22 protein-coding genes are annotated in these 22,417 nt (G+C 61.6%); 15 read left to right on the forward strand and 7 right to left on the reverse strand.

The genetic code is table 11. The features are described 5' to 3' along the window. Positions 1-9: 9 nt before the first annotated feature. From AC1DWZ_RS11315 to AC1DWZ_RS11340, 6 genes are all read right to left on the reverse strand, one after another. Entirely contained in the window at positions 10-840 is an 831-nt protein-coding gene (locus AC1DWZ_RS11315) for a sulfite exporter TauE/SafE family protein (RefSeq protein WP_477168991.1), read from the reverse strand. 11 nt (positions 841-851) lie between these two features. Continuing rightward, the gene (locus AC1DWZ_RS11320) at positions 852-1,904 is read right to left on the reverse strand and encodes a sulfate/molybdate ABC transporter ATP-binding protein (RefSeq protein ID WP_477168992.1); all 1,053 of its coding nucleotides are present in this window, start codon (positions 1,902-1,904) and stop codon (positions 852-854) included. A 20-nt stretch (positions 1,905-1,924) separates the two neighbouring features. Beyond that, positions 1,925-2,788 (reverse strand): sulfate ABC transporter permease subunit CysW, encoded by an 864-nt coding sequence (cysW, locus tag AC1DWZ_RS11325; RefSeq protein ID WP_477168993.1) that lies wholly within the window; start codon positions 2,786-2,788, stop codon positions 1,925-1,927. Further along, complete coding sequence (gene cysT / locus AC1DWZ_RS11330) at positions 2,785-3,642, reverse strand: sulfate ABC transporter permease subunit CysT (RefSeq protein ID WP_477168994.1); 858 nt, start codon at positions 3,640-3,642, stop codon at positions 2,785-2,787. Before cysT ends, cysW begins: the two co-directional genes overlap by 4 nt. A 124-nt stretch (positions 3,643-3,766) precedes the next feature. After that, the gene (locus AC1DWZ_RS11335) at positions 3,767-4,213 is read right to left on the reverse strand and encodes an RrF2 family transcriptional regulator (protein WP_477168995.1); all 447 of its coding nucleotides are present in this window, start codon (positions 4,211-4,213) and stop codon (positions 3,767-3,769) included. 71 nt (positions 4,214-4,284) lie between these two features. After that, positions 4,285-5,601 (reverse strand): hypothetical protein, encoded by a 1,317-nt coding sequence (locus AC1DWZ_RS11340; protein ID WP_477168996.1) that lies wholly within the window; start codon positions 5,599-5,601, stop codon positions 4,285-4,287. A gap of 62 nt (positions 5,602-5,663) precedes the next feature. Between AC1DWZ_RS11340 and AC1DWZ_RS11345 the strand changes: the two genes are divergently transcribed. The 6 genes from AC1DWZ_RS11345 to AC1DWZ_RS11370 all read left to right on the forward strand — a co-directional run bounded on the left by AC1DWZ_RS11345 (position 5,664) and on the right by AC1DWZ_RS11370 (position 11,988). Further along, positions 5,664-6,443, forward strand: a complete 780-nt coding sequence (locus AC1DWZ_RS11345; protein ID WP_477168997.1) for an SDR family NAD(P)-dependent oxidoreductase — start codon at positions 5,664-5,666, stop codon at positions 6,441-6,443. Between the two features lie 32 nt (positions 6,444-6,475). After that, on the forward strand, positions 6,476-7,801 hold the full coding sequence (hisD, locus tag AC1DWZ_RS11350) for a histidinol dehydrogenase (protein ID WP_477168998.1): 1,326 nt from the start codon (positions 6,476-6,478) through the stop codon (positions 7,799-7,801). A gap of 87 nt (positions 7,802-7,888) precedes the next feature. Next, on the forward strand, positions 7,889-8,893 hold the full coding sequence (locus AC1DWZ_RS11355; RefSeq protein WP_477168999.1) for an ABC transporter substrate-binding protein: 1,005 nt from the start codon (positions 7,889-7,891) through the stop codon (positions 8,891-8,893). A gap of 94 nt (positions 8,894-8,987) precedes the next feature. Further along, the gene (locus AC1DWZ_RS11360) at positions 8,988-9,749 is read left to right on the forward strand and encodes an ABC transporter permease (RefSeq protein ID WP_477169000.1); all 762 of its coding nucleotides are present in this window, start codon (positions 8,988-8,990) and stop codon (positions 9,747-9,749) included. Beyond that, a complete protein-coding gene (locus tag AC1DWZ_RS11365; protein WP_477169001.1) occupies positions 9,746-10,543 on the forward strand; it encodes an ABC transporter ATP-binding protein in 798 nt (265 codons plus the stop codon). The genes AC1DWZ_RS11360 and AC1DWZ_RS11365 overlap by 4 nt, the downstream gene beginning before the upstream one ends. A gap of 2 nt (positions 10,544-10,545) precedes the next feature. Continuing rightward, entirely contained in the window at positions 10,546-11,988 is a 1,443-nt protein-coding gene (locus tag AC1DWZ_RS11370; RefSeq protein WP_477169002.1) for an amidase, read from the forward strand. Positions 11,989-12,015: 27 nt separating this feature from the next. Here AC1DWZ_RS11370 and AC1DWZ_RS11375 read toward each other — a convergent pair whose 3' ends face one another. After that, entirely contained in the window at positions 12,016-12,813 is a 798-nt protein-coding gene (locus tag AC1DWZ_RS11375; RefSeq protein ID WP_477169003.1) for a FadR/GntR family transcriptional regulator, read from the reverse strand. 360 nt (positions 12,814-13,173) lie between these two features. Between AC1DWZ_RS11375 and AC1DWZ_RS11380 the strand changes: the two genes are divergently transcribed. The 9 genes from AC1DWZ_RS11380 (at position 13,174) to AC1DWZ_RS11420 (ending at position 22,399) form a co-directional block, all read left to right on the forward strand. Continuing rightward, entirely contained in the window at positions 13,174-14,322 is a 1,149-nt protein-coding gene (locus AC1DWZ_RS11380; RefSeq protein ID WP_477169004.1) for a cupin domain-containing protein, read from the forward strand. A gap of 16 nt (positions 14,323-14,338) precedes the next feature. Beyond that, complete coding sequence (locus AC1DWZ_RS11385; RefSeq protein ID WP_477169005.1) at positions 14,339-15,466, forward strand: LVIVD repeat-containing protein; 1,128 nt, start codon at positions 14,339-14,341, stop codon at positions 15,464-15,466. Positions 15,467-15,477: 11 nt separating this feature from the next. Further along, complete coding sequence (locus AC1DWZ_RS11390; RefSeq protein WP_477169006.1) at positions 15,478-15,858, forward strand: RidA family protein; 381 nt, start codon at positions 15,478-15,480, stop codon at positions 15,856-15,858. A gap of 60 nt (positions 15,859-15,918) precedes the next feature. Beyond that, the gene (locus tag AC1DWZ_RS11395) at positions 15,919-16,524 is read left to right on the forward strand and encodes a glutathione S-transferase family protein (RefSeq protein ID WP_477169007.1); all 606 of its coding nucleotides are present in this window, start codon (positions 15,919-15,921) and stop codon (positions 16,522-16,524) included. Between the two features lie 78 nt (positions 16,525-16,602). Further along, the gene (locus tag AC1DWZ_RS11400; RefSeq protein ID WP_477169008.1) at positions 16,603-17,520 is read left to right on the forward strand and encodes a 3-hydroxyacyl-CoA dehydrogenase NAD-binding domain-containing protein; all 918 of its coding nucleotides are present in this window, start codon (positions 16,603-16,605) and stop codon (positions 17,518-17,520) included. Positions 17,521-17,626: 106 nt separating this feature from the next. Further along, on the forward strand, positions 17,627-18,691 hold the full coding sequence (locus AC1DWZ_RS11405; RefSeq protein WP_477169009.1) for a putative B6 ABC transporter substrate-binding protein: 1,065 nt from the start codon (positions 17,627-17,629) through the stop codon (positions 18,689-18,691). 63 nt (positions 18,692-18,754) lie between these two features. After that, positions 18,755-20,395, forward strand: a complete 1,641-nt coding sequence (locus AC1DWZ_RS11410) for a putative B6 ABC transporter ATP-binding protein (protein ID WP_477169010.1) — start codon at positions 18,755-18,757, stop codon at positions 20,393-20,395. Continuing rightward, positions 20,392-21,459 carry a putative B6 ABC transporter permease subunit 2 gene (locus tag AC1DWZ_RS11415; protein ID WP_477169011.1) on the forward strand — a complete coding sequence of 356 codons (1,068 nt, stop codon included), beginning with the start codon at positions 20,392-20,394 and terminating at the stop codon, positions 21,457-21,459. Before AC1DWZ_RS11410 ends, AC1DWZ_RS11415 begins: the two co-directional genes overlap by 4 nt. 4 nt (positions 21,460-21,463) lie before the next feature. Next, positions 21,464-22,399: a putative B6 ABC transporter permease subunit 1 gene (locus AC1DWZ_RS11420; RefSeq protein ID WP_477169012.1), complete on the forward strand. Its 936-nt coding sequence runs from the start codon at positions 21,464-21,466 to the stop codon at positions 22,397-22,399. Positions 22,400-22,417 lie beyond the last annotated feature (18 nt).

The raw sequence follows: 22,417 nt of genomic DNA on the forward strand, positions 1-22,417 counted from the left end.
GAAGTACCTTCAGAGAAGCGAATAGAACATGCGTAGCGAGGTGAGCAGCAGGAAGCCCGCAAAGCATCGGCGCAGCACGATCTGCGGCACCGTATGCGCGACCTTGGCGCCGATAGGGGCAAAGATCAAGCTGCTCGGCACCAGCGCTGCCACCGCCAATAGGTTGACATAGCCCAGCGACGCCACGGGCAAGGCACCTTCATCCCAGCCGGTAGCAATGAAGGTGAGCGTCCCCGGCACGGCGATTATGAGGCCGATTGCCGATGCAGTGCCGACCGCACGCCGGATCGGATAGGAGCAGAGGGTCATCGCCGGAACAGAGAGGCTGCCGCCGCCGATCCCCATCATGGCGGAGACGCTGCCGATGAACAGGCAGATCAATTGGCGCACCGGTGTTCCCGGCAATTTGTCGGTGAGATGGAAGTCGGCCCGGCCGATCGCGAGATAGCTGGCCACCAGCAGACTCATGATGGCAAAGACCAGCGTGAGCGTGGCGCCGCGCACTTCGCTGGCAATGAACGAGCCGAGAATGACACCCAGCGCAATCCATGGCCCCCATGATTTGAGCAATTGCCAGTCGACGGCACCGCGCTTGTTGTGTGACCGCAGGGAGATGATCGAGGTAGGGACGATGGATCCCAGCGAGGTACCGACCGCGATATGCATCCGGAGATCGTCAGGCACATCGAAGGCGATCAGTACCTGGAACAGGGCCGGGACAACGACGATGCCGCCACCCACCCCCAGCATGCCGGCAAGGAACCCGGACCCGCAGCCGGCTAGCGCCAGAATGCCGACGAGAAACCAGATTTCGCCGCCCAAAAGACTCGCTTGATCCATTTATGCCCAGATCATTGTGCGGGCAGTACGTCGAACTTGGCGAAGTTCACCGTCACCCGTTGTCCCTTTGCCATCGCGGCACCCAACGCTTCAGGCGGCAAGGTTACGTCAAGGGAGAGTGCCGTATCAACCAATTGCACTTCGACCCGCGGCAAGGGACTGGCGCGGAAGACATGCTGGATGATGGCAGGCACGCCGGGGCCGTCGGCTGCACCAAAGGTGATCTCCTCCGGACGGACATAGGCGATGCCCTTGCCGTCGGGTTTGTCGGCGGCTTGCGGGGCGGGAACAATGGTGCGGCCGATCTTGACGACGCCGCCGATGATTTCGCACGGCACGCGGTTGGCGCCACCGAGGAACTCATAGACAAAGGCCGTTTCCGGCTTGTGATAAACCGCTTCCGGCGTGCCCACTTGTTCAATGAGGCCGTTGTTCATCACCACCACCTTGTCGGCAAGCTCCAGGGCTTCCTCCTGGTCGTGGGTGACGAAGATGCTGGTGAGGTTCATCGTTTCATGGAGGCGCCGCAGCCAGCGGCGCAATTCCTTGCGCACCTTGGCGTCGAGTGCCCCGAATGGTTCATCCAGCAGCAGGACCGAAGGTTCGATGGCGAGCGCCCGGGCAAGCGCCACGCGCTGCCGCTGACCGCCGGACAGTTGGCTGGGATAGCGGTCGCCGAGCCGCTCCAGCTGTACGAGGTGCAGCAGTTCGTCGACGCGCCGCTTGATCTCGGCCTTCTCGGGCCGCTGTTCACGCGGCCGCACGCGCAGGCCGAAGCCGATATTTTCGGCGACCGTCATATGCTTGAACAAGGCGTAATGCTGGAACACGAAGCCGACGCGCCGGTCGCGCAGCTTGCGCCCCGTCATGTCCTCATCGTTGAACAGCACCGTGCCTTCGTCCTGGCCGTCGAGGCCGGCGAGGATGCGCAGCAAGGTGGTCTTGCCGGACCCGCTTGGCCCCAGCAATGCCACGAATTCGCCCTTGGCGATGTCGATGTCGACACCGCGGAGCGCGGTGAAGGTCCCGAATGTCTTGACGATACCTTGCGCCTGCAGGCCCATGGGGATCTCCTTTATCGCGCTCAATGGGCACGGCCGGCACTGAGCCGGTCGCCGTAGCGCCATTCCAGGAAGGATTTGGCGGCCAGGGTCACCAGCGCCAGCAAGGCCAGCAGCGAAGCGACGGCAAAGGCGCCGACGAAATCATATTCATTGTAGAGAATCTCGACATGGAGCGGCATCGTATTGGTCTGGCCGCGGATATGGCCGGAAACAACCGAGACTGCACCGAATTCACCCATGGCGCGGGCGTTGCACAGCAGCACGCCATAGAGCAGGCCCCAGGCAACATTGGGCAGCGTCACCATGCGGAAGGTCTGCCAGCCGCCGGCGCCCAGGGAGATGGCGGCTTCTTCCTCCTCGGTTCCCTGCTCCTGCATGAGTGGGATGAGTTCGCGTGCGACGAAGGGGAAGGTCACGAAGATCGTCGCCAGCACAAGGCCCGCGACATTGAAGATCACCTTGACGCCCCATTCGGCCAGGGTCGGCCCGAACCAGCCATGCGCACCATAGAGCAGCACATAGATGAGGCCGGAGATGATCGGCGAGACCGAGAACGGCAGGTCGACCAGGGTGAGGAGGATGCTCTTGCCGCGGAACTCGAACTTGGCGATCGCCCAGGCGCCGGCGAGGCCAAAGACAACATTGAGTGGGACAGCAATGGCTGCCACCTCAAGGGTGAGCAGAATGGCTGCGCGCGCATCCGGCTCGATGACAGCGGCGAAATAGGCGCCAAGACCATGCCGCAAGGCTTCCAGGAACACCGAGATCAGCGGCAGGAACAGCACCAGCAGGATGAAGGCGAGCGCCAGGCCAATGAGGCCCCAGCGTACGATCGCCGGGTCCTGGAGGGCCAGGGGCTTGTTGGGACGGGTGTTGCTGCTCATCGGTCGCTGTCCTCGTGACGCCGTGCCCAGCGCTGGATGACGTTGAGCACCAGCAGCATGACAAAGGAGATCGCCAGCATGACGACGGCAATGGCGGCAGCCCCCGCATAGTCGAACTGCTCCAGTTTGCTGACGATGAGCAGCGGGGCTATTTCGGATTTCATCGGCATGTTGCCGGCGATGAAGATGACCGAGCCATATTCGCCGACCGCGCGGGCAAAGGCCAAGGCGATGCCGGTGAGGAGCGCTGGCATGATCGAGGGCAGGATCACCAGCGCAAAGACCTGCAGCCGGTTGGCACCGAGGCTGGCTGACGCTTCCTCCAACTCCGTCTCGAAATCGAGGAGCACCGGCTGCACTGTGCGGACCACGAAAGGCAGGCCGATGAAGATGAGGGCGATGACGATGCCGAGCGGGGTAAAGGCGACCTTGATACCAAGGGGTGTCAGCAGCGACCCGATCCAGCCGTTGGGTGCATAGAGCGTTGTGAGCGCAATGCCGGCCACGGCGGTGGGCAGCGCGAAAGGCAGATCGACAAAGGCATCGATGAGGCGCTTCCCGGGAAATTCATAACGCACCAGCACCCAGGCGATGACGAGGCCAAAGACGCCGTTGATGCCGGCAGCGATGGCTGCCGTTCCGAAACTGACGCGCAAGGACGACAGCACGCGCGGCGTCATCACCGTGTCAAAGAATCCGGAAAGGCCCAGTTCGGTCGGGCGCATGATAAGCGCTGCCAGCGGCAGCAGCACGATGATGCTGAGGTAGAAAAGAACATAGCCCAGCGTGAGGCCGAATCCCGGCAACACGCTCGGTCGCTTCCAATTTCCCAAAATGCCGGCTTGTGTAGACATCGCTCACCCATGAAACAGCGGCCCCAACTCTGGCCAAAGGCCTTATTCAAGGGCGATCTTATCTATCTTCTTACTAGTGTATTTGCTCAAAAAATGGTGGGGAATAGGACCCGCCAGATCTGCGCTAGATACCGTCTCCCATGACCAGTTCGCCGGCGCGCCCATCGAGCACGTCGGAGAGGCTGGTGCGGTCGAGAATGCCGGAAGAGGCATCGCGCACCTGCTTCAGGACACGGCGAATAACGCAGGTCGCCTCGTCCTCGCAATCGCTGCAGCGACGATAAGCCGTCAGGCTGGCACAGGGCAGCGCCGCCAGAGGCCCGTCAATGAGGCGAATGACCTCGCCAAAATGAATGTCTTCCGGCGCCTTGGCCAGGGCATAGCCGCCATGCTTGCCGCGAAAGCTCTGCACGAAGCCATTCCGCTTGAGTTCCAGGAGGATAAGCTCCAGGAATTTGCGCGGCACAGCCTGCTTGGCGGCGATTTCGGCGATTCCAACGGGGTCGTCTGACTGGGCCTTGGCGAGATAGAGCAGGGCCCGCATGGCGTATTTGGCTTTTTGCGACAGCATTCTGAAATCTCTATAGGGTAACTAGAGAATATGTCTTGGCGGAGAAATGTCAAGTATCCGTCGACGGGATTTCACGAATGTGAAGCTGGGCCGGCCGATTCGGGTGTGAGCTTATCAAGGAATGATGAAATTAGCCCATCTCCTGCCAAAGCGTCACTGCCCATGGCCACCGCCGTGGCAAAGCCGATCGCAGACGAGGCCGGATTATGGCTGCCGCCGCCGGCCCGCAAATTCATGACCAGGGTCGGACACAGGAAGAGGGCGAGCTGGATGAGCCGCCGCCAATTTGCCGGCAGCAGATGCCGTGTGGCCAGTTCCTGGAGCAGGGGCCGCCACAGCAGATCGCGTTTCGCCGCCAGAAGCGCCCACCGGACCGGACTCGGTTGCCAGTCGGTTTCGACCTGCAGCGTATCGCCGACACGCCATACTTTGGCGTGAAAATGCGAAGCAGCCGCACCGGGATCATAGAGCCAAAATGGGTGCGCAAAGATGTTGTGGAAGGTCGTCTTCACCTCGGCGAGCAGGGCCGGTACGTGGCGGCCGGCAAAGGCCGGATCGAACATCACCAGCCTAGCTTCGGATCCATGATCCTCGAACCAGACATTGGCGTTGTGCGCATCGCCATGGGCGGTGACGCCGGCGGAACCGGCAAAGGTCGCGGGGGCCAGCAGCCTGAACGAATCATCGAACAGGGTTGCCAGCGTATCGCGGTAACGCACGCCATTGACCACGAAGTGCAGATCCTTGAGCTCGTCCCAGGACAAGGTGAGGCCGGGGAACTCGAACATCTGCCCGCGATAGAAGCTGCCGAACCGGCCGCCGATGGTGCCAGGCCTGTCGGCATCAACAAGACGCGCATGGAACAGGCGGTGGATCGGTTCGGCAGCAGACTGTGTGGCGTCGATCGGATGCAGGGTTCTCGCATAGACCGCCATCAGTTCCTGATTGAGCGTGCGTTCCGCCGCGACGGCACGGTCGATGGCAGCAGGGTCGTTGCTAAAATCCAGTTCCTTCAGCACATCGGCAAAGCGCTGGTCCTCGCGGCGGCGATAGACCAGGATCTGTTCGCCGGGTTCGGTGGAGACATGGAGCGGCTGGTCGACCGGCAAGCCGGCTTCGGCCAACAGGCCGGCGCGGTAATATTCGCCAGCCATCGCCTCCTCATTCTCCTCCTGATGGAATTTGAAGAAATAGGCCCGGCCGGCCGCCGTGAAGAATCCGTTCAAAGAATTGAGGCTGTAGATGTCGACATTGATGCGGATATCTTCCGCCTCGAAGCCGAACTTGGCCTGCAGCAGATCACGGATGAGAATTGCAGCCCCCGTCACATCGCCGGTCTTGGCCAGGGCCCTGGCGCGTGCTGTGAGGGAGGGGGCTTGGAGTGACATGACAGGTCGGTCTTTTCGGCTATGCTGCGATCTTCAGTTTTGACTTCTAGCGCGGGCTTCCCATGAAAGTCGACCTTTCCCGTTTCAGCCTTGACGGCAAGCGTGCCCTGGTGACCGGCGCCAGCCGCGGCATCGGCCAGGCCATCGCCATCGGCCTGGCGCAGGCCGGCGCCAGTGTTGCGGTAAGTGCCAGATCCAGGGCCGGGCTCGACGACACGCTGCAGCAGATTGCCGGCAAGGGTTTTGCCATCGAGATGGATGTGGCGGAGGTCGCCTCCTGCCGCGCGGGCGTCGAGGCGGCGGCTCAGGCGCTGGGTGGGCTCGATATCCTGGTCAACAATGCCGGCATGGAACAGATCTGCCCGTCCCTCGATGTGGATGAGGCGCTGTGGGACAAGATCCTCGATACCAATTTGAAGGGCGCCTTCTTCTGCGCACAGGCCGCAGCCAAAATCATGAGCCAGGGCGGTCAGGAGCGGAGTCGGGGTGGTTCGATCCTCAACATGTGCTCGCTGACCTCGGAGGTAGGTGTTCCCACGGCGGTCCCTTATGGCTCGTCGAAAAGCGGCCTCCTCGGCATGACCCGGGCCTTGTCGGCCGAATGGGCGCCCCTGGGTATCCGCGTCAATGGCCTGGGCCCAGGCTATTTCCGCACGGCGCTGACCGACGTCTTTTATGAGAATGCGGATTGGTCCGCTGCCATGCTGGCCAAGATCCCGCTCCAGCGCTTCGGCAAACTCGACGATCTGGTCGGTGCCGCCATTTTCCTGAGCTCAGATGCCGCAGCCTATGTCACCGGAATTTACATGCCGGTCGACGGTGGCTATCTTGCCTCGATCTGACTTCCGCACAATCTGACTGAATGGATAAGTCCATGTCCAAGGGCAGCGTCAATCTGCATGACCTCGCGCGCCTCAGCCCCGAAGCGCGCGCCAATCTGTTAAAGCGCTCCGAGGCCGACCTCGGACCGTTCCTCGACCGTGTGCGCCCGATCATCGAGGCCGTGCGCCAGGAAGGCGATGTGGCGCTGGCGCGCTTTGCAAATGAGTTCGACAAATCGCCGGTGAAGGCCGGTGAGATCGCGGCGACCTCCGCCGATTTCGACGCGGCCTTCAAGGCGGTTGAGCCGGAGGTGATCGCCGCCATCGAATTTGCGGTCGAAAACATCCGCAAGTTCCACACCGATCAGAAGCCTGAGGAAATGTGGCTTCATGAAATGCGGCCGGGCGCTTTTGCCGGCGATCGCTTCCGCCCCATTCCGTCTGTTGCCTGCTATGTGCCGCGCGGCAAGGGCTCGTTCCCCAGCGTCGTCATGATGACGACTGTGCCAGCGGTGGTGGCGGGCGTGAAGAATATCTGTGTCATCACGCCCCCGGGGCCGGACGGCAAGATCGATGCGGCAACCCTGGTCGCAGCGCGTCTGGCCGGTGTCGACAAGGTCTTTAAATGCGGCGGCGCCCAGGGGATTGCCGCCGTGGCTTATGGCACGCAGACCGTGCCGAAATGCGCCAAGGTTCTGGGGCCAGGCAGCCCCTATGTGGTGGCGGCGAAACGGTTGCTATCGGATGTGATCGATCCAGGCATTCCGGCCGGCCCCAGCGAATCCATCATCTTTGCCGACGAGACGGTGGACGGGCGTCTTGCCGCGCTCGATCTGCTGGTCGAAGCCGAGCACGGGCCGGATTCATCGGCCTATCTGGTCACACCCAGCGCCAAGGTGGCCGAGGCCGACATCAAGGCGCTGCCTGATTATTGGGCAAAGATGTCTGAGCAGCGTGTCGCCTTTTCGTCCGCTGTCCTTTCCGGGCGCAGCGGTGGTGTGGTGCTCACCCCCGACATCGACAGCGCCATCAACTTCATCAACGATTATGCGCCGGAACATCTGGAAATCCTGTCCGACGAGCCCTTTGCCTATCTGGGGCGCATCGAGAATGCTGGCGAAGTGCTGCTCGGCAAGCACACGCCGGTGACGTTGGGTAATTTTGTGCTCGGTCCCAATGCGGTCCTCCCCACCAGCCGAGCCGCCATGACCCATTCGCCGCTCTCGGTGTTCGATTTCATGAAGCGCATCTCGGTGGGCTATGTGACCTCGGCCGGCTATCCCGAGCTTGCCAAACATGCACGCGTGCTTGCGACCTATGAGGGTTTTGACGCCCATGCCAACGCGGTTTCCGAGATTCGCGCCAAACTGCTGACGTAAACGGGGGCGTTTGCTTGACAAGCTTCCAGGCGGCCCATCACTATCGCCGCCGGAACGGGGAACGACGTATAAAGAGGGAGATGAATCATGAACTGGACACCGAATAGGCGTCAGGTCTTGCAGGCTGGTGCGGCCACGCTGGCGGCCGGCAGCCTGGTCAAAAATGCTTTCGCTCAATCCATTCCGACGACGCCCGAAGCCGGCGCCATCAAAATGGCGATCGAGCCATGGCTTGGTTACGGCCAATGGCATATCGCTGCCAAGAAGGGCCTGTTCGCAGCTGCCGGTCTGCCGGAGGTCGAGATCGTCAACTTCAACACCGATGCCGATTTGAACGCTGCCTTGGCGGCGGGGCAGGTTCAGTGCGGCAACATCGCCACACATACCGCAATGGCTTTTGCTGCAGCCGGCCTGCCGATCAAGATCATTGCGCTCCTCGACGTTTCGATGACCGCCGATGCCATGATCACCGATGGCTCGATCGCTTCGGTGGCCGATCTCAAGGGCAAGCAGGTCGCGTTCGAGGAAGGCACCACCAGCCACATCCTGCTGAACTATGCCCTGGCGCAGAACGGCATGACCTTGGATGACATCCAGAAGGTGCCGATGCCGGCATCCGACGCCGGCTCCGCCCTCATCGCCGGCAAGGTGCCGGTCGCCGTCACTTACGAGCCGTACCTCACGCTCGCCATGCAGCAGAATCCCAAAGTGAAGATGCTGTATTCGGCCGGCGAGAATCCGGGTCYTATCTCGGATGTCTTCGTGGTGCGCGAAGATTTCCTGGCGGAAAAGCCGGGCCAGGTCCTGGCGCTGCTGAAGGCCTGGGATGCGGCCGTTGCCGATTACATGAAGGACACGGCCGGTGGCCGCGTCATCATCTCCGAAGCCGTGGGTGCCAAGCCCGAAGAATTGGCAACTGCGTTCGACGGCGTCAAATATTTCACGGTGGCCGAGAACAAGACCCAGCTCACCGGCGATTTCGTGAACAAGGTCGTGCCGGAAGTGAAGAAGGCCGCGACCTCCGCGGGCCTTCTCAGCGCCGACGTGGATCTTGCCAAGCTGATCGACAAGCGTTTCGTCGAGGCGCTCTAAATCCATGCCGCCCAAGTTTGAGCCGGGGGAGAAGAAAGCTTTATCCACTCCCCCGGCATCTACATCCGGCGGTCTCTTTTCATTGACCGCCTCGGTGGGTTCCCGCCAGTTCATCACCATTGCCATCCTGGTCTTTCTGGTGCTGGGGCTAGCCTGGTGGCTTGTGACATGGGCCGGCTGGGTAACAGCTTTGTTCCTCCCGCCGCCGGGGAAAGTGATGGCGCGGCTGCAGGAACTGGCAGCAAGCGGCAAGCTGCTCGACGATATGCTGATCAGCATCTATCGCATTTCGCTGGGCTTTCTCATCTCCACCGCCTTTGCCTTGCCGATCGGCATTCTCATCGGCTCCTACCGGGCATGGGAAGCAGCGATCGAACCGCTGGTCGATTTCATCCGCTACATGCCGGTGGTGGCCTTCGTGCCCTTGACCATCCTGTGGACCGGCACGGGTGATACGCAGAAATTCCTCATCATCTTCATCGGCACCTTCTTCCAGCAGGTGCTGCTCGTCATGGACAATGTCAAATCCGTGCCGCGCGATTTCATCAATCTCGGCCGCACGTTGCAGATGCCGGAAACACGGATTCTGACGCGCATCATTCTGCCTTCGGCCATGCCGGCGATCTGGGATTCGATGCGCATCAGCTTAGGCTGGGCCTGGACCTGGCTGGTGGTTGCCGAGCTGGTCGCAGCCACCTCCGGCCTCGGCTACCGCATCACCACGGCGCAGCGTTTCTTCCAGACCGACACCATCTTTGGCTATCTGCTGCTGCTCGGCATTCTGGGCCTTGCCACTGACCAGGCCATGAAATGGGCCAGCCGCAAGCTCTTCCGCTATCTGAGGCAGTCGCGATGAACGCGCCCAAGCTGACCATTACCGGCCTCGGCAAAACGTTTCGCGGCGATCGCGGCGATGTCGTGGCACTCAAGGGTGTCGACCTCACCATCGGCGAGAATGAGTTCGTGTCATTGGTGGGGACATCGGGCTGCGGTAAGTCGACCTTGCTTTCCATCGTCGCCGGTCTTGAAAGCCACGATACCGGGTCGGTGACCATCGATGGCCAGCCGATCAAGGGGCCAGGCCTCGACCGCGGCGTGGTGTTTCAAAGCTATACCTTGCTGCCCTGGCTCACCACCCTCGGCAATGTCGAATTCGCGCTTCTGGCGGCCGGCAAGTCGCGCAAGGAAGCCCGCGACATTGCCCGCTCGCATCTCTCCCTGGTGGGGCTCGATGGTTTTGCCGATTCGTTCCCCAGTGAGCTTTCCGGCGGCATGAAGCAGCGTGTCGCGATCGCCCGGGCGCTCTCCTATCGCCCCAACATGCTGCTGATGGACGAGCCCTTCGGCGCTCTCGATGCGCTGACGCGCCACCACATGCAGGAATTGCTGGCGCGCATCTGGGAACAGCATCGCCTGACCGTGTTGTTCGTGACCCATGATGTCGAGGAAGCGGTCTATATGTCGGACCGCGTCGCCATCATGTCGAACCGGCCGGGCCATATCAAAAGCATCATTCCCATCGACCTGCCGCGCCCGCGCACCTATGAGATGATGGGATCGGCGGAGTTCACGCGCCTGCAGCGTGAGGTGCTGGCCGAGATCCGCGCTGAATCCATCGCGATCGCGGCACTTGGCGACGCACTCGCCTGATCATGAACCGCGCCGATTATCTGGCACAGGATGGATTGGGCCTCGCCGACCTCATCAGGCGGCGCGAGGTTTCCGCGGACGAGGTGCTGGATGCCGCCCGCGATGTGATCGCCGCCACCAACCCTGAGATCAACGCCATCGTCGAGCTGTTCGCGGCACCTGCAGACTCGTCTGCCGATGAAATGGCGCCCTTTTACGGCGTGCCGTTCCTCCTCAAGGATATCGGCGGTGCGCTCAAGGGCGTCTCCACGACGGGCGCCAGCCGCTATCTTGCGCATCTGCCGCCACCGGATGTCGACGACACTCTGACCGTACGCTTCAAGGGCGCTGGCTTGCGCATCCTCGGCAAGACCAATCTTCCTGAACTGGGTTTCAACGTGACGACCGAACCAGTGATGTTCGGCCCCAGCCGCAATCCCTGGAACCTCGCGCATTCGACCGGCGGGTCTTCGGGCGGGTCCGCTGCAGCGGTAGCGGCCGGCCTGGTGCCTTTGGCCCATGCGACCGATGGCGCCGGCTCGATCCGGATTCCGGCGGCCGCCTGCGGGCTCATCGGCTTGAAACCCTCGCGTGGTGCTTTGGCCCAGGGGCCGGCCCATGCCGACATCTATGCCGGGCTGGTGAGCGAAGGTGTCGTCAGCCGCACAGTCCGCGACAGTGCAGCAGCGCTTGATGCGATCTGTGGCGCCGATGTGGGGGCCCCCTATGCGGCGCCGACCCCGCCTTTGGGTGGCTTCCTGCAGGTGCTGCAGAAGCAGGGCGCACGATTACGCGTCGGCATCAACCATCAGCACCTGGATGATGTGACGCTATCGCCCGAGACCCTGCGTGCGCTCGATGAGGCCGCAAGACTTCTCACCGATCTCGGCCATCATGTGACGTCGATCGCCTTGCCGATCCATGAAGATGAATTGCAGATCCCGCGCCAGGTCTATCTCGTCCAGGTCTGCGCCCAGGCGGCGGCGGATGCAGCAGACCTTGCACGCCTTCTCGGTCGTGGTCCGCGGGATGATGAGATGGAGCGGATCAATCTCGCCGCAGCCGAAGCCGGCCGCCGCATGATGGCGGCAGATTACGTCGCCAGCATCCGCACCGGGCAGTATTTTGCGCGGCAGATGGCTCTGCTGTGGGACGATGTCGATGTTCTGCTGACACCAGCCTTGGCCGGGCCGGCGCCACAGCTTGGCGCCTTTCCGACCGATCATGATGATGTGGCGCTGCATGTCGCGCGCATGCTGCGCTTCTCGCCCTTCACCGCAACCTACAATGTGACGGGCGAACCCGCGATCACCGTGCCGATCACGCAATCGAACGATGGGCTGCCCGTGGGCATTCAGCTCGCAGCACCCCTGGGCGGCGACGCCACCTTGCTGCAGCTTGCCCATGAGATCGAGAGCGCGAGGCCTTTCGCGCCGTCGCCGCTATTGGTACAACTGCGCGGGTGACTGGTTTGTTAGCGGACCAATAGGGACTTAGGAGCGCTGTTCCGCCGGTTCCTGCGGGAAGGCATAGGTATAGATATGCCGCTGGATGTCGCTCAAATGCCGGTACATGCATTCATAGGCGCGTTCGGAATTGCGCGCGGCGATCGCCTCATAGATCTCCTCATGCGAGGCGGCATGGACCGCCTGGCGCTTGAAGCAATGGGCGTTTTCGCTGAGGCGCCGCCAAGTGGCATCCCGCCTGCTGGCGCCGAACGTGTCGAACAACGATAGGAACAAGGCGTTGCGTGCTGCCTCGGCAATGATGCGGTGGAACTTCTCGTCCGCCTTCTCATAGACCAGCGGGTCGGTCGCGGTCTTGGTTTCCTGGAGTGCCCCTTCCAGGCGCCTGATATCGGCCTGCGAGGCGCGGAGTGCCGCCAGGCGCGCGATCACCGGTTCGACGGCGAGGCGCACTTCGGAAACCTCAATCGGGTTGGTGAATTCCAGGATGCGGTCAAAGGGAATGGCGGCAAAGGCGGCACCGATCCCGGCATCTGCAGCATGTCCATTGGACCCGTTGGCGCCCGTATGGCCGTTGCTGCGCGCGGCGCCCGTTGCCGCCACCTCGCGATTGCTGTTGGCATGGACGAAGGTGCCGCGGCCCTGTTCGCGGGTGATGCGGCCTTCCTGTTCCAGGATGTCGAGGGCCCGGCGCAGCGAGCGGCGCCCGACACCAAGCTCGTCGGCCAGATGCCGTTCCGGCGGCATGCGCCCATCCGCACCAATGGCACCATCCATGATCAGCCGGCGCAATTTGTTGAGGGTCTGGTCCGCGTTCTGCAGCATCGGTTCTGTCCGTTGGTAGCTCTGGTTCAGGTCGTGGGCGGGTTTATGGTTCGCCGGTGGTTCGCGGGCCACAACCCTCTGATGACGCGCATCATGCGCTGCAATGCGGCTAAAGTAAAGATTGCGCAGGTTGGCTTCGAGCAGACCTTGGTGGAATGGTTCGCTCGGCGCGGCCCAAATTTCTACGTAAGCGGACGATGAGGCACAGGAAATTGGTCCGATAATTGGATCGCTGTTGACGGCATTCGGTCGGAATGGTTACGGTTATGGTCAGTTGCTGACACGGAACGAACCAATTTAATCGTCGCAGCCGGAAATTGGTCCCGCCAAGGATCTGCCGCCGCGATGTGGGAGAGGCGGATGAGTTCGGCACAGAAGCTCGATGGCTCCAATCTGCAGGCAGCGCTGGACGATCTCCATGCCGATGTGGCGGCCCACAATATGGCGCCCTTCTGGGTGGTCGACCGCAGCGTCAAGAATGACGAAGACAAGCAGATCCGCGACACCCGCAAGGCTGTCCCCTTCAGCTGGACCTATAAGGGTGATATCGAGCCGCTGCTCTATCGCTCCGCCGAACTGATCACCACCGAAAGCTCGGAGCGACGCTCCCTGGTGCTGGTCAATCCCGGCATGGCGCCCAAGCGCGCCGCCGTCTCGACACTCTATGTGGCCTACCGCCTCAACGATCCCAACGAGATCATGCCGCCGCACCGGCATTCCCCCAACGCCATTCGCCTGGGGCTGACCGGTGCTCAGAACTTCACCGGCGTCGAGGGCGAGAACATCACCTTCGGGCCCGGCGATCTCGTGCTGACCCCCCACGACACCTGGCACAATCACGGCAACCGGGGCAATGAGAACGCGATCAATCTCAGCGTCCTCGATCTGCCGCTCGTCGAAACTCTCTGTGCCATGTATTTCGAACATGATTACACCGAGGAGGAAGAGGGCAAGCGCGTTCGCCGTGTCATGCAGTCGGAACGTTTCCCGGAGAACTACTCGCAGGCGATCTACGGCAGCGGCGGGTTGAAGCCACGCTTTGTCTCACACAATCGCGGCACCGGCTTTGCGTCGCCCATGTATGTCTATCGCTGGGACATGATGCGCGAAGCGCTGGAGCGCGCGAAGAACTATGACGGCGATCCCCATGAAGCGTTGATGATTGAATATGTCGATCCCACCAATGGGCAGAGCATCTTCAAGACCATGACCTTCTTCATGCAGATGCTGCGCCCCGGCGAGAAGACCCTGCCCCTGAAACAGAATGCCAGCCTCACCATCTCGCCCTTCGAGGGCAGCGGCTACAGCATCGTGGGCGGCAAGCGGATTGATTGGTCGCCCTTCGACACCATGGCCGTCCCCGGTGGCGAATGGTGTGAGCATGTCAATACATCGGACAAGGATCCCGCCATCCTGTTCGTGGCCAGCGACGAGCCGACCTTGAAGGCGCTCGCACTCTATCAGAAACACGGCAAGACCAAGACCGGCGAAACCGTCCGTCTCGCGTAACCAGGACCATCGCATTATGGCGAAGAGCAAGAACACCAAGCTGATCGGCCATGTCGATTGTCCCGGCGGCGGTCAGGTCTGGGTCGAGAACCGCATTCTCTATATCGGCCATATGCGCCAGCCTACCGGCACCACCATCGTCGACGTGTCCGACCCGCGGAACCCGAAGCAGCTGGCGCGTATCGAAATGCCCCATGGCTGGCATTCGCACAAGGTGCGCGTCGCCAATGATCTGATGATCGTCAACCATGAACGCCAGGGCATGGAGGGCGATGCCGAGTTCGGCGGCGGCCTCGGCATCTATGATGTATCGAAGCCGGCGGACCCCAAGCTCATCAGCAAGTGGCGCACTTATGGCAAGGGGGTCCATCGCTACGATTTCGATGGCCGCTATGCCTATATCTCGCCGACCGCCGAGGGTTATGTCGGCAACATCGCCATGATCCTTGATTTGAAGGACCCGACCAAGCCGGAAGAAGTCGGCCGCTGGTGGATTCCGGGGCAGTGGAAGGCAGGTGGTGAGGAATATCCCTGGGACAATTGGACGCCGCCGCGCTGCCATCATCCGTTGCGGGTCGGCAATCGGCTATATGTCAGCTATTGGCATCACGGTTTCTTCATCCTCGACATTGAGGATATGGCACGCCCCAAACTCATCTCAGCCGTCAACACCTCGCCCACCTTTCCGCATCCCACCCACACCTGCCTGCGCCTGAAGCAGAAGCTCAAAGGCCGCGACATCATGATCGTGGCGGATGAGGATGTGGCGAAGCTGTGGCCGGCAGCACCCGCCTTCACCTGGGTCTATGATATCACCAACGAGCATTGCCCGATCCCGATCTCGACCTTTCAGGTCGAGGGCCTCGACAAGGACGGATCGCCACAGCCGCCGATGATGGGCTGCCACCAGCCATCCGAGCGCTTCAGCGGCACGATCATTCCCTTCGCCTGGTTCGCACAGGGCATGCGCCTCATCGACTTTGCCGATCCGTTCAAGCCGGTCGAGGTCGGCTTCTATGAAACCGATGCGCCGCAGGGGTTTGATCTTGCCTCGTCCAACGATGTCACCATGGATGATCGCGGCTTCATCTATCTCATCGACCGGCAGCGTGGTGTCGACATCATCGAGACGAATGTGTTTTAGGAGAGATTGGGATGGGTGACAAAATTCAACCGATCGGAAAGAAAAACCCGAACCTGCCGTTCCATCCTGCCGTGCGTGCCGGCGACTTCATCTTTGTATCGGGACAAGTCGCCAAGGATGAAAACGGAAACATGTGTGCAGGCAATATAGAAGAGGAAACCCGCTGGACGATTGAATCTGTCCGTCGCATTCTGGCGCTCGAAGGAGCTGAGCTGTCGGACATCGTGAAGATGACGATCTTTCTGGAAGATGCGCGCAATTTCGGCCGCTACAACCGAATCTTTGCCGAATATTTTCCGCAGGGCGTACTGGCGCGGACGACGGTCGAGGCGCGCGCAGTCATCGAATGCAAGATCGAGATGGATGCCATCGCCTACAAGCCGAAAGGCTGAGCCAGTGTATCGATACAAACAGGCGCGCATGACAGCGCCGACAATGGGGAGACAGGCAGCATGTTGAGACTTCTAGGCCGGAATACATCCGGCAACGTGCAAAAGGTGATCTTTCTGTTGGAGGAACTGGGCCTGCCCTACACCCGCGAGGATTACGGCCGCCAGTTCAACAATACGACGGACGCCGCCTATCTCAGCCTCAATCCCAATGGCAAGGTGCCGACCCTGGTTGATGACAAGGTCGTGATTTGGGAATCCAACACGATCCTGCGTTATCTTTGCAACAAGCAGAACAACGCCGACCTCTATCCGGCCGATCCGGCCCAACGTTCAAAGGTCGAGCGCTGGATGGATTGGATGTTGGCGGCCTTGAATCCTTCTTACCTCGGTATCTTCAAGGAAGCCAAGAAGGCGCCGGGCGAGCGGGCGGCCAGCTGGGATGCCGACGCCAAGGATCTGACCACGCAGCTCGAGATTCTCAACAAGGGAATCGACGGGGCCAAATGGGCCGGTGGCGACAAATTCACCATCGCCGACATTGCGCTGGGGCCGGTGGTCATTCGCTGCCTCGATTTTCCGGTGGATCTGCCGGCCTTCGGCAATCTTGCCACATGGCGCAAGAATTTGATGGAGCGGCCGGCGTTCAAGAAGGCGGTCGGACTCTGAGGATCATCGTACGCTGCAGACAAGCGGCGACACCCGAAGGAAATGTCGGGGACAGGCACAGTTTAAACAGGAGGGACTATGACCAAGGCAGCAATCGTCGGACTGGGTACAATGGGACCGGGTATTGCCCAGACCTTGTTACGTGCCGGCATGCAGGTGACCGCGTTCGACTTGTCCGAGGAGCAGCGCAACAAGGCTGGCGCCGGCCTCGCGCTCGCCAATACCGTGCTTACCAATCTCGGTACTCCGGATCGCAGCAATGGCGCCACCGTGAAGATCGCCGGCTCCCTGCAGGAATGTGTGGCCGGTGCCACCTTGGTGATCGAGACGGTGCCGGAGAAGTTCGAAATCAAGGCTCAGGCCTTCAAGGAGATCGATGCGCTGGTCGATAAGAAATGCATCATCGCCAGCAACACGTCGGGCATTCCCATCAGCAAGCTGCAGGCAAATGTCTCGGCGCCGGAGCGCGTGGTCGGCATGCATTGGTCGAATCCGCCCCATGTCATCCCGATGATCGAGGTAATCGCCGGCGACAAGACCTCAAAACCCACCGTCGACTGGATGGTGGACACCATCAAAGGCCTCGGGCTGCTGCCGGTGGTAGTGCAAAAGGATGTGCCGGGCTTCGTCGAAAACCGTGTGCTTTATGCCTTGCTGCGCGAATGTGTCGATCTCGTCGACCAGGGCGTTATCGACGCGGAAGGGTTGGATACCTGCGTCTCCTGGGGCATCGGCTACAAACTGTCGGTGATCGGGCCGATGGCGCTGCTTGATGTTGCGGGCCTCGATATCTATCAGGCAGTCGGCTCCTATCTCAACAAGGAGCTGTGTAATCGCGATACGCTGAGCCCCTTCGTGACCGAGCGGACGGCTGCCGGAAAATTGGGAATCAAGACCGGTGGCGGCGTCTTCAGCTACACACCGGAAAAGATCGCCGCCCTGCAGCAACTGCGCGCGAAACGCTTGGTCGCGGTGCGCAAGGCGCTTGAGAGTTAAACGCCAATTATCGTCGTTCAAGAACAAGAAACCGGATCATTTCACTATCATGAACAACGTCCAAGAGCTGGGAACGCCGGACGTTGAAAAAAACAGGAGAGGGATTATGACCAAGACCAAATGGACAAAACTGGCACAAGTGTCGGTGCTGGCCTTGACCTTGTGCGGGATGGCGGCGCTGGCTGGCACGCCGGCGCAGGCCGTGGACGTCAAGAAGATTGCCATCCTCACACCGGAAGACCCGACCGATTTCGGTTGGAACCAGCAGGGTTTCGATGCGGCCAAGGCCGTTGCTGAAAAGATGGGCCTGGAATTCATGCCGGCGTCGGGCCTGGGATACGGTGACGTGCATCCGACCTTGCGCGAGCTCGCCGACGATGGCGCCAGCCTGATGATCGCCCATGCCAGCGGCTACAACACAGCTGCACCGGAAGTCGGTGCAGAAAAGAATGTCGCCGTCGCCATCGTCGACAAGCCGGATGCGATGAAGGCCGGTGCCATCGCCGACTACACGCTGAGCGGCCATGAAGGCGCCTATCTTGCTGGCGTACTGGCTGCCAAGAGCACGACCACCAAGTCGGTCGGTATTGTCGTCTCGGGCGAGCCGCCTTCATGGAACTCGCAATCGGCAGCCTTCGCCCAGGGTGTCAAGGCGACTGATCCGGCGGTGAAGATCCTCTACGCCGTCATCGGCCCAGCCGCCTATTCGGACGCGGCCGGTGGCCGCCGTGTCACTGAATCGGTGATCGGTGCCGGGGCCGACGTGATCTTCGGTCAAGGCGACGGTGCCACTTTCGGCATGCTGCAGGCGGTTGAGACCACGAAGTCGACCGGCGGTGGCAATGTCTGGTTCATCGACGTCATCGGCGACAAGACCTCGATCGACAAGGGCCATCTGCTCTCGTCCGTGGTCTGGAACCTGGTGCCGGTCTTTACGGCGATGGTCGAGGATCTGAAGGCCGACAAGTTCGGCACTAAGGCCTATTCGATCCAGCTGTCCGACGATTCAGTGCAGTTGCTCAAGACCAAGCATATCCCGGACGATGTCTGGGCCACGGTCTCCGACATTCGCAAGCAGATCATCGACGGCAGCCTCAAGATCGAACCGGTCTGGGAAGCCGAAAAGGTCCGCGCGCTGATGAGCTCGGTGACCGACGCGCCGGCCCAATAAGTCTGCCTAACAAGCCAGCCTATGATGATGGACTCGCCGCCGAGCCCGTTGCAGAGTGGCGAGATGAATCAAAGTGGCAGCATGGTGACGATTGAAGAGGCGGGGACAGGTGGAAAGCCTGTCCCCGTTGCCGCAGTTCATCATATCTCCAAACGCTTCCCTGGCGTCGTCGCCAATGATGACATCTCGCTCGATTTCCATGCCGGTGAAATCCATGTCCTGCTCGGCGAGAACGGCGCCGGTAAGTCGACGCTGATCGGCATCCTCGCCGGCATGCAGCAACCGGATGCCGGCCGAATCGAGATCGACGGTGTGCCGGTGCGCATAGGCTCGCCGCGCGAAAGCCTCAACCTCGGCATCGGCACGGTCTTCCAGCATGTGCTGCTGGTGCCGAGCCTCACCGTCATTGAAAATCTGATGCTGGGCGGTTCCTGGTGGCAGAAGCTGGCGCAGGGACCGGCGCTGGCGCGCTTTCGCGAACTTTCCGACCTGCTCGGTGTCAAGCTTGACCCCGATGCCTTGGTCGGCAAACTGTCGCTGGGCGAGCAGCAGCAGGTCGAAATCATGCGCGCCCTCTGGCGTGGCGAAAAGATCCTGATCCTCGACGAACCCACTTCCATGCTGACACCGCAAGGTGTCCGGGATCTCGGCGAGGTCATGCGACGTCTGCGCGCGAAAGGTGTTGCCCTCATCCTCATCACCCACAAGCTCGCGGAAGCCTATGAGCTCGGCGACCGCATTTCGGTGCTGCGCCTCGGGCGCGTGGTGGGGGCCATCCCGCCGCAGGAACGCCGGCAGATGACCGAACGGCAGGTGACCGACCGCGTCATCGACATGATGTTCGGTGCCGGTGGTGCAGCCCCGGCGCCGGAAACCGATCTGCTGGTCGGTCGCGCCCAGGGCCGCCGCCAGCGCCGCGAGGTCGATCGCAGCGGCACGCCGCGCCTGCGCGTGATGGCGGTCTCCACGGCGACAGATCGCGGTGCCTGCCCGTTGGAGAAGGTCAGTTTCGATCTGTGGCCCGGAGAGGTGCTGGGCATTGCCGGCATCGACGGCAACGGCCAGAAACATCTGGCCGACATGCTGGCCGGTCAGCGTGCGGCGGTGGACGGCCATGTCACCATGGACGGCCAGGACATCACCGGAGCTGGCGTGCCGGCGCGGCGCCAGGCCGGTATCCGCTATGTGACCGACGAGCGCTTGGGGGAGGGCACGGTCGGTGCCTTTTCCGTCGCCACCAATCTGTTGCTGAAGGAGATCGGCACGGCGCCTTTCTGGAAGCGCGGCATAACCGACTGGACCCGCATCCACGATCATGCGCGGGAGAAGATCCAGCGCCATGACATCCGCACGCCCTCGGAAAGGACACCGATCGGCAAGCTCTCCGGCGGCAATATCCAGAAGGTGCTGCTGGCGCGTGAGCTTGGCAACGATGCAGGCGTGGTCATCTTCAACAAGCCCACCTATGGTCTCGATCTCCAGAACACGCGGCTTGCCCATGACCGCATCGTCGAGAGTGCGGCACATGGTCTTGGCACCATCGTCATCTCGACCGACCTCGACGAATTGCTCGATGTCAGCGACCGCATCGGTGTCATGTATCAAGGTCGCCTGGTCGGCATCGTCGAGAACGGCCCGGATGTCGAGCTGGACATCGGCCGGCTCATGACTGGCCACACATCCGATGCGAACGGTGCCGCATGAGCACAGAGGCAATGAGTCTGCAGCAGGACAGGACCCGCGAACATATCGCCGCCGTCGCGCGCATCCTGGTCCCGATCCTGCTGGCGCTGCTGGTGGGCGGGGTCACACTCATCATCCTCGGCAAGAATCCGCTGACCTATTACGGCTATGTTGTGCAACGCGGCCTGTTGAGCTGGGGCGGTTTTCAGGAAACATTGACCCGCATGGCGCCCCTGCTGCTGATCGCGGCGGGACTCATCGTCGCCTTTCGTGCCGGCATCTGGAATCTGGGCGGCGATGGCCAGTTCCTGCTGGCGGGTGTCGTCACGGCAGCCCTGGCGCCGGCGCTCATCGAGATATTGCCGCGCGGCCTGACCTTGCTCATCTGCATGCTGGTCGGAGTCATGGTGGCTGCCGCCTGGTCGATCGTGCCAGCTTTCCTCAAGGCCCGCTACGGCATCAACGAGATTATCACGTCGCTGATGATGAGCTTCCTCGGCACCTCCTTCGCCAACGTGCTGGTAAAACTGTTCTTCCGCGATCCCGCCACCACGGTACCGCAGACCCGCTCGCTTGAGGTGGCCGACCGCTTGCCGCGCATTTTCGGCACCAACGTGCACAGCGGCATCCTCATCGCCCTTGTCGTTGTCATCCTGGTTCATCTCATGATGACGCGCACCGCCTTTGGTCTGCGCTTGCAGATCGTCGGCGCCAATCCGGCGGCGGCCGTCCATGCCGGACTGAAAGTGGGCTGGCTGACCATGGCGACATTTGCCGTGAGCGCCGGCCTCATCGGCCTCGCCGGTTCGGTGGAAATCCTCGGTGTCTGGGGCACGGTGCGGGCCGATTGGAATCCGGCCTATGGTCTGCTGGTGGTCCCTTTGGTGTTCCTCGCCCGCTTCAACGGTATCGCCGTCATCGGCTTTGCCTTGTTTTTCTCGGTGCTGATGATCGGCGGCGAAAGTGCCTCGCGCCGCATCGGTGTGCCGCAGGATTTCGTCCTCATGCTGGTGGGGCTGCTGCTCGTGTTCCTGGCTCTGGTCGAATATCTTGACCATCTGCGCCGCAAGCGGGCAGGGGTGTGATCATATGAACGATCTTCTGACCCAACCTTTCCTCATTTCGCTGCTGTTCGGCGCCGTCACGGCCGGTGTCCCGTTGCTTCTCGCCGGCCTCGGCGAGCAGATCTCGGAAAAGGCTGGCGTGCTCAACATCGGCATCGAAGGCATGATGCTGTTCGGCGCCTATACCGGCTTCGTCGCGGCCTATTATTCCGGCTCGTTCTGGATGGGCTTTATCGCCGGTGGCTTCGGCGGCATGGTCGTCGCCAGCATCGTCGTGCTGCTGTGCATCCGCCAGGGCCTCAACCAGATCGTCATCGGCATCGCCCTCACCATCGGCGTCGAAGGCCTCACCGCCTTGCTGCATTATTTCCAATTCAGCAAGACCTATCCGCGCCTGGACAAGGCACCCGTTCTGGAAATCCCGGGCCTTGCCAGCATCCCAGTGCTAGGCCCGGCCTTGTTCAGCCACAATATCATCGTCTATTTGGCAGTCGCGCTGGTCGTCTTCCTCACCTGGCTGTTCCGCAAGAGCTATGTCGGCCTCAATCTCGAAGCGGCGGGTGCCAAACCCGCAGCGCTTGATGCCGCCGGCATCAGCGTGGTGGCGACGCGTTCTGCCGCGGTTCTCACGACGGGATTTCTGGCGGGGCTCGGTGGCGCTTATCTTGCCAATGTCGGTGCGGGTCTCTTCGTCCCCTTCATGACCCACGGCGCCGGCTTCATCGGCATCGTGCTCGCCATGCTGGCACGCGGGCGGCCGGTCTGGGTGTTGCTGGGAGCATCCTTGTTCGGCATCAGCCTTGCCATGACCACGGCGCTGCAGGTGGCTGGCATTGATGTGCCGACCGATGTGGTGCAGATGCTGCCCTTTGCCATGGTCATGCTGGTGCTGGTGATCTTCGCGCGCCATTCGGTGCTGCCACCGGCGCTCGGCCTGCCTTACGTACGGGGTGATCGTTAAAGAATTCGCGCCAATAGA

This window comes from Dongia sp. P2_B8 (genome assembly GCF_056404715.1).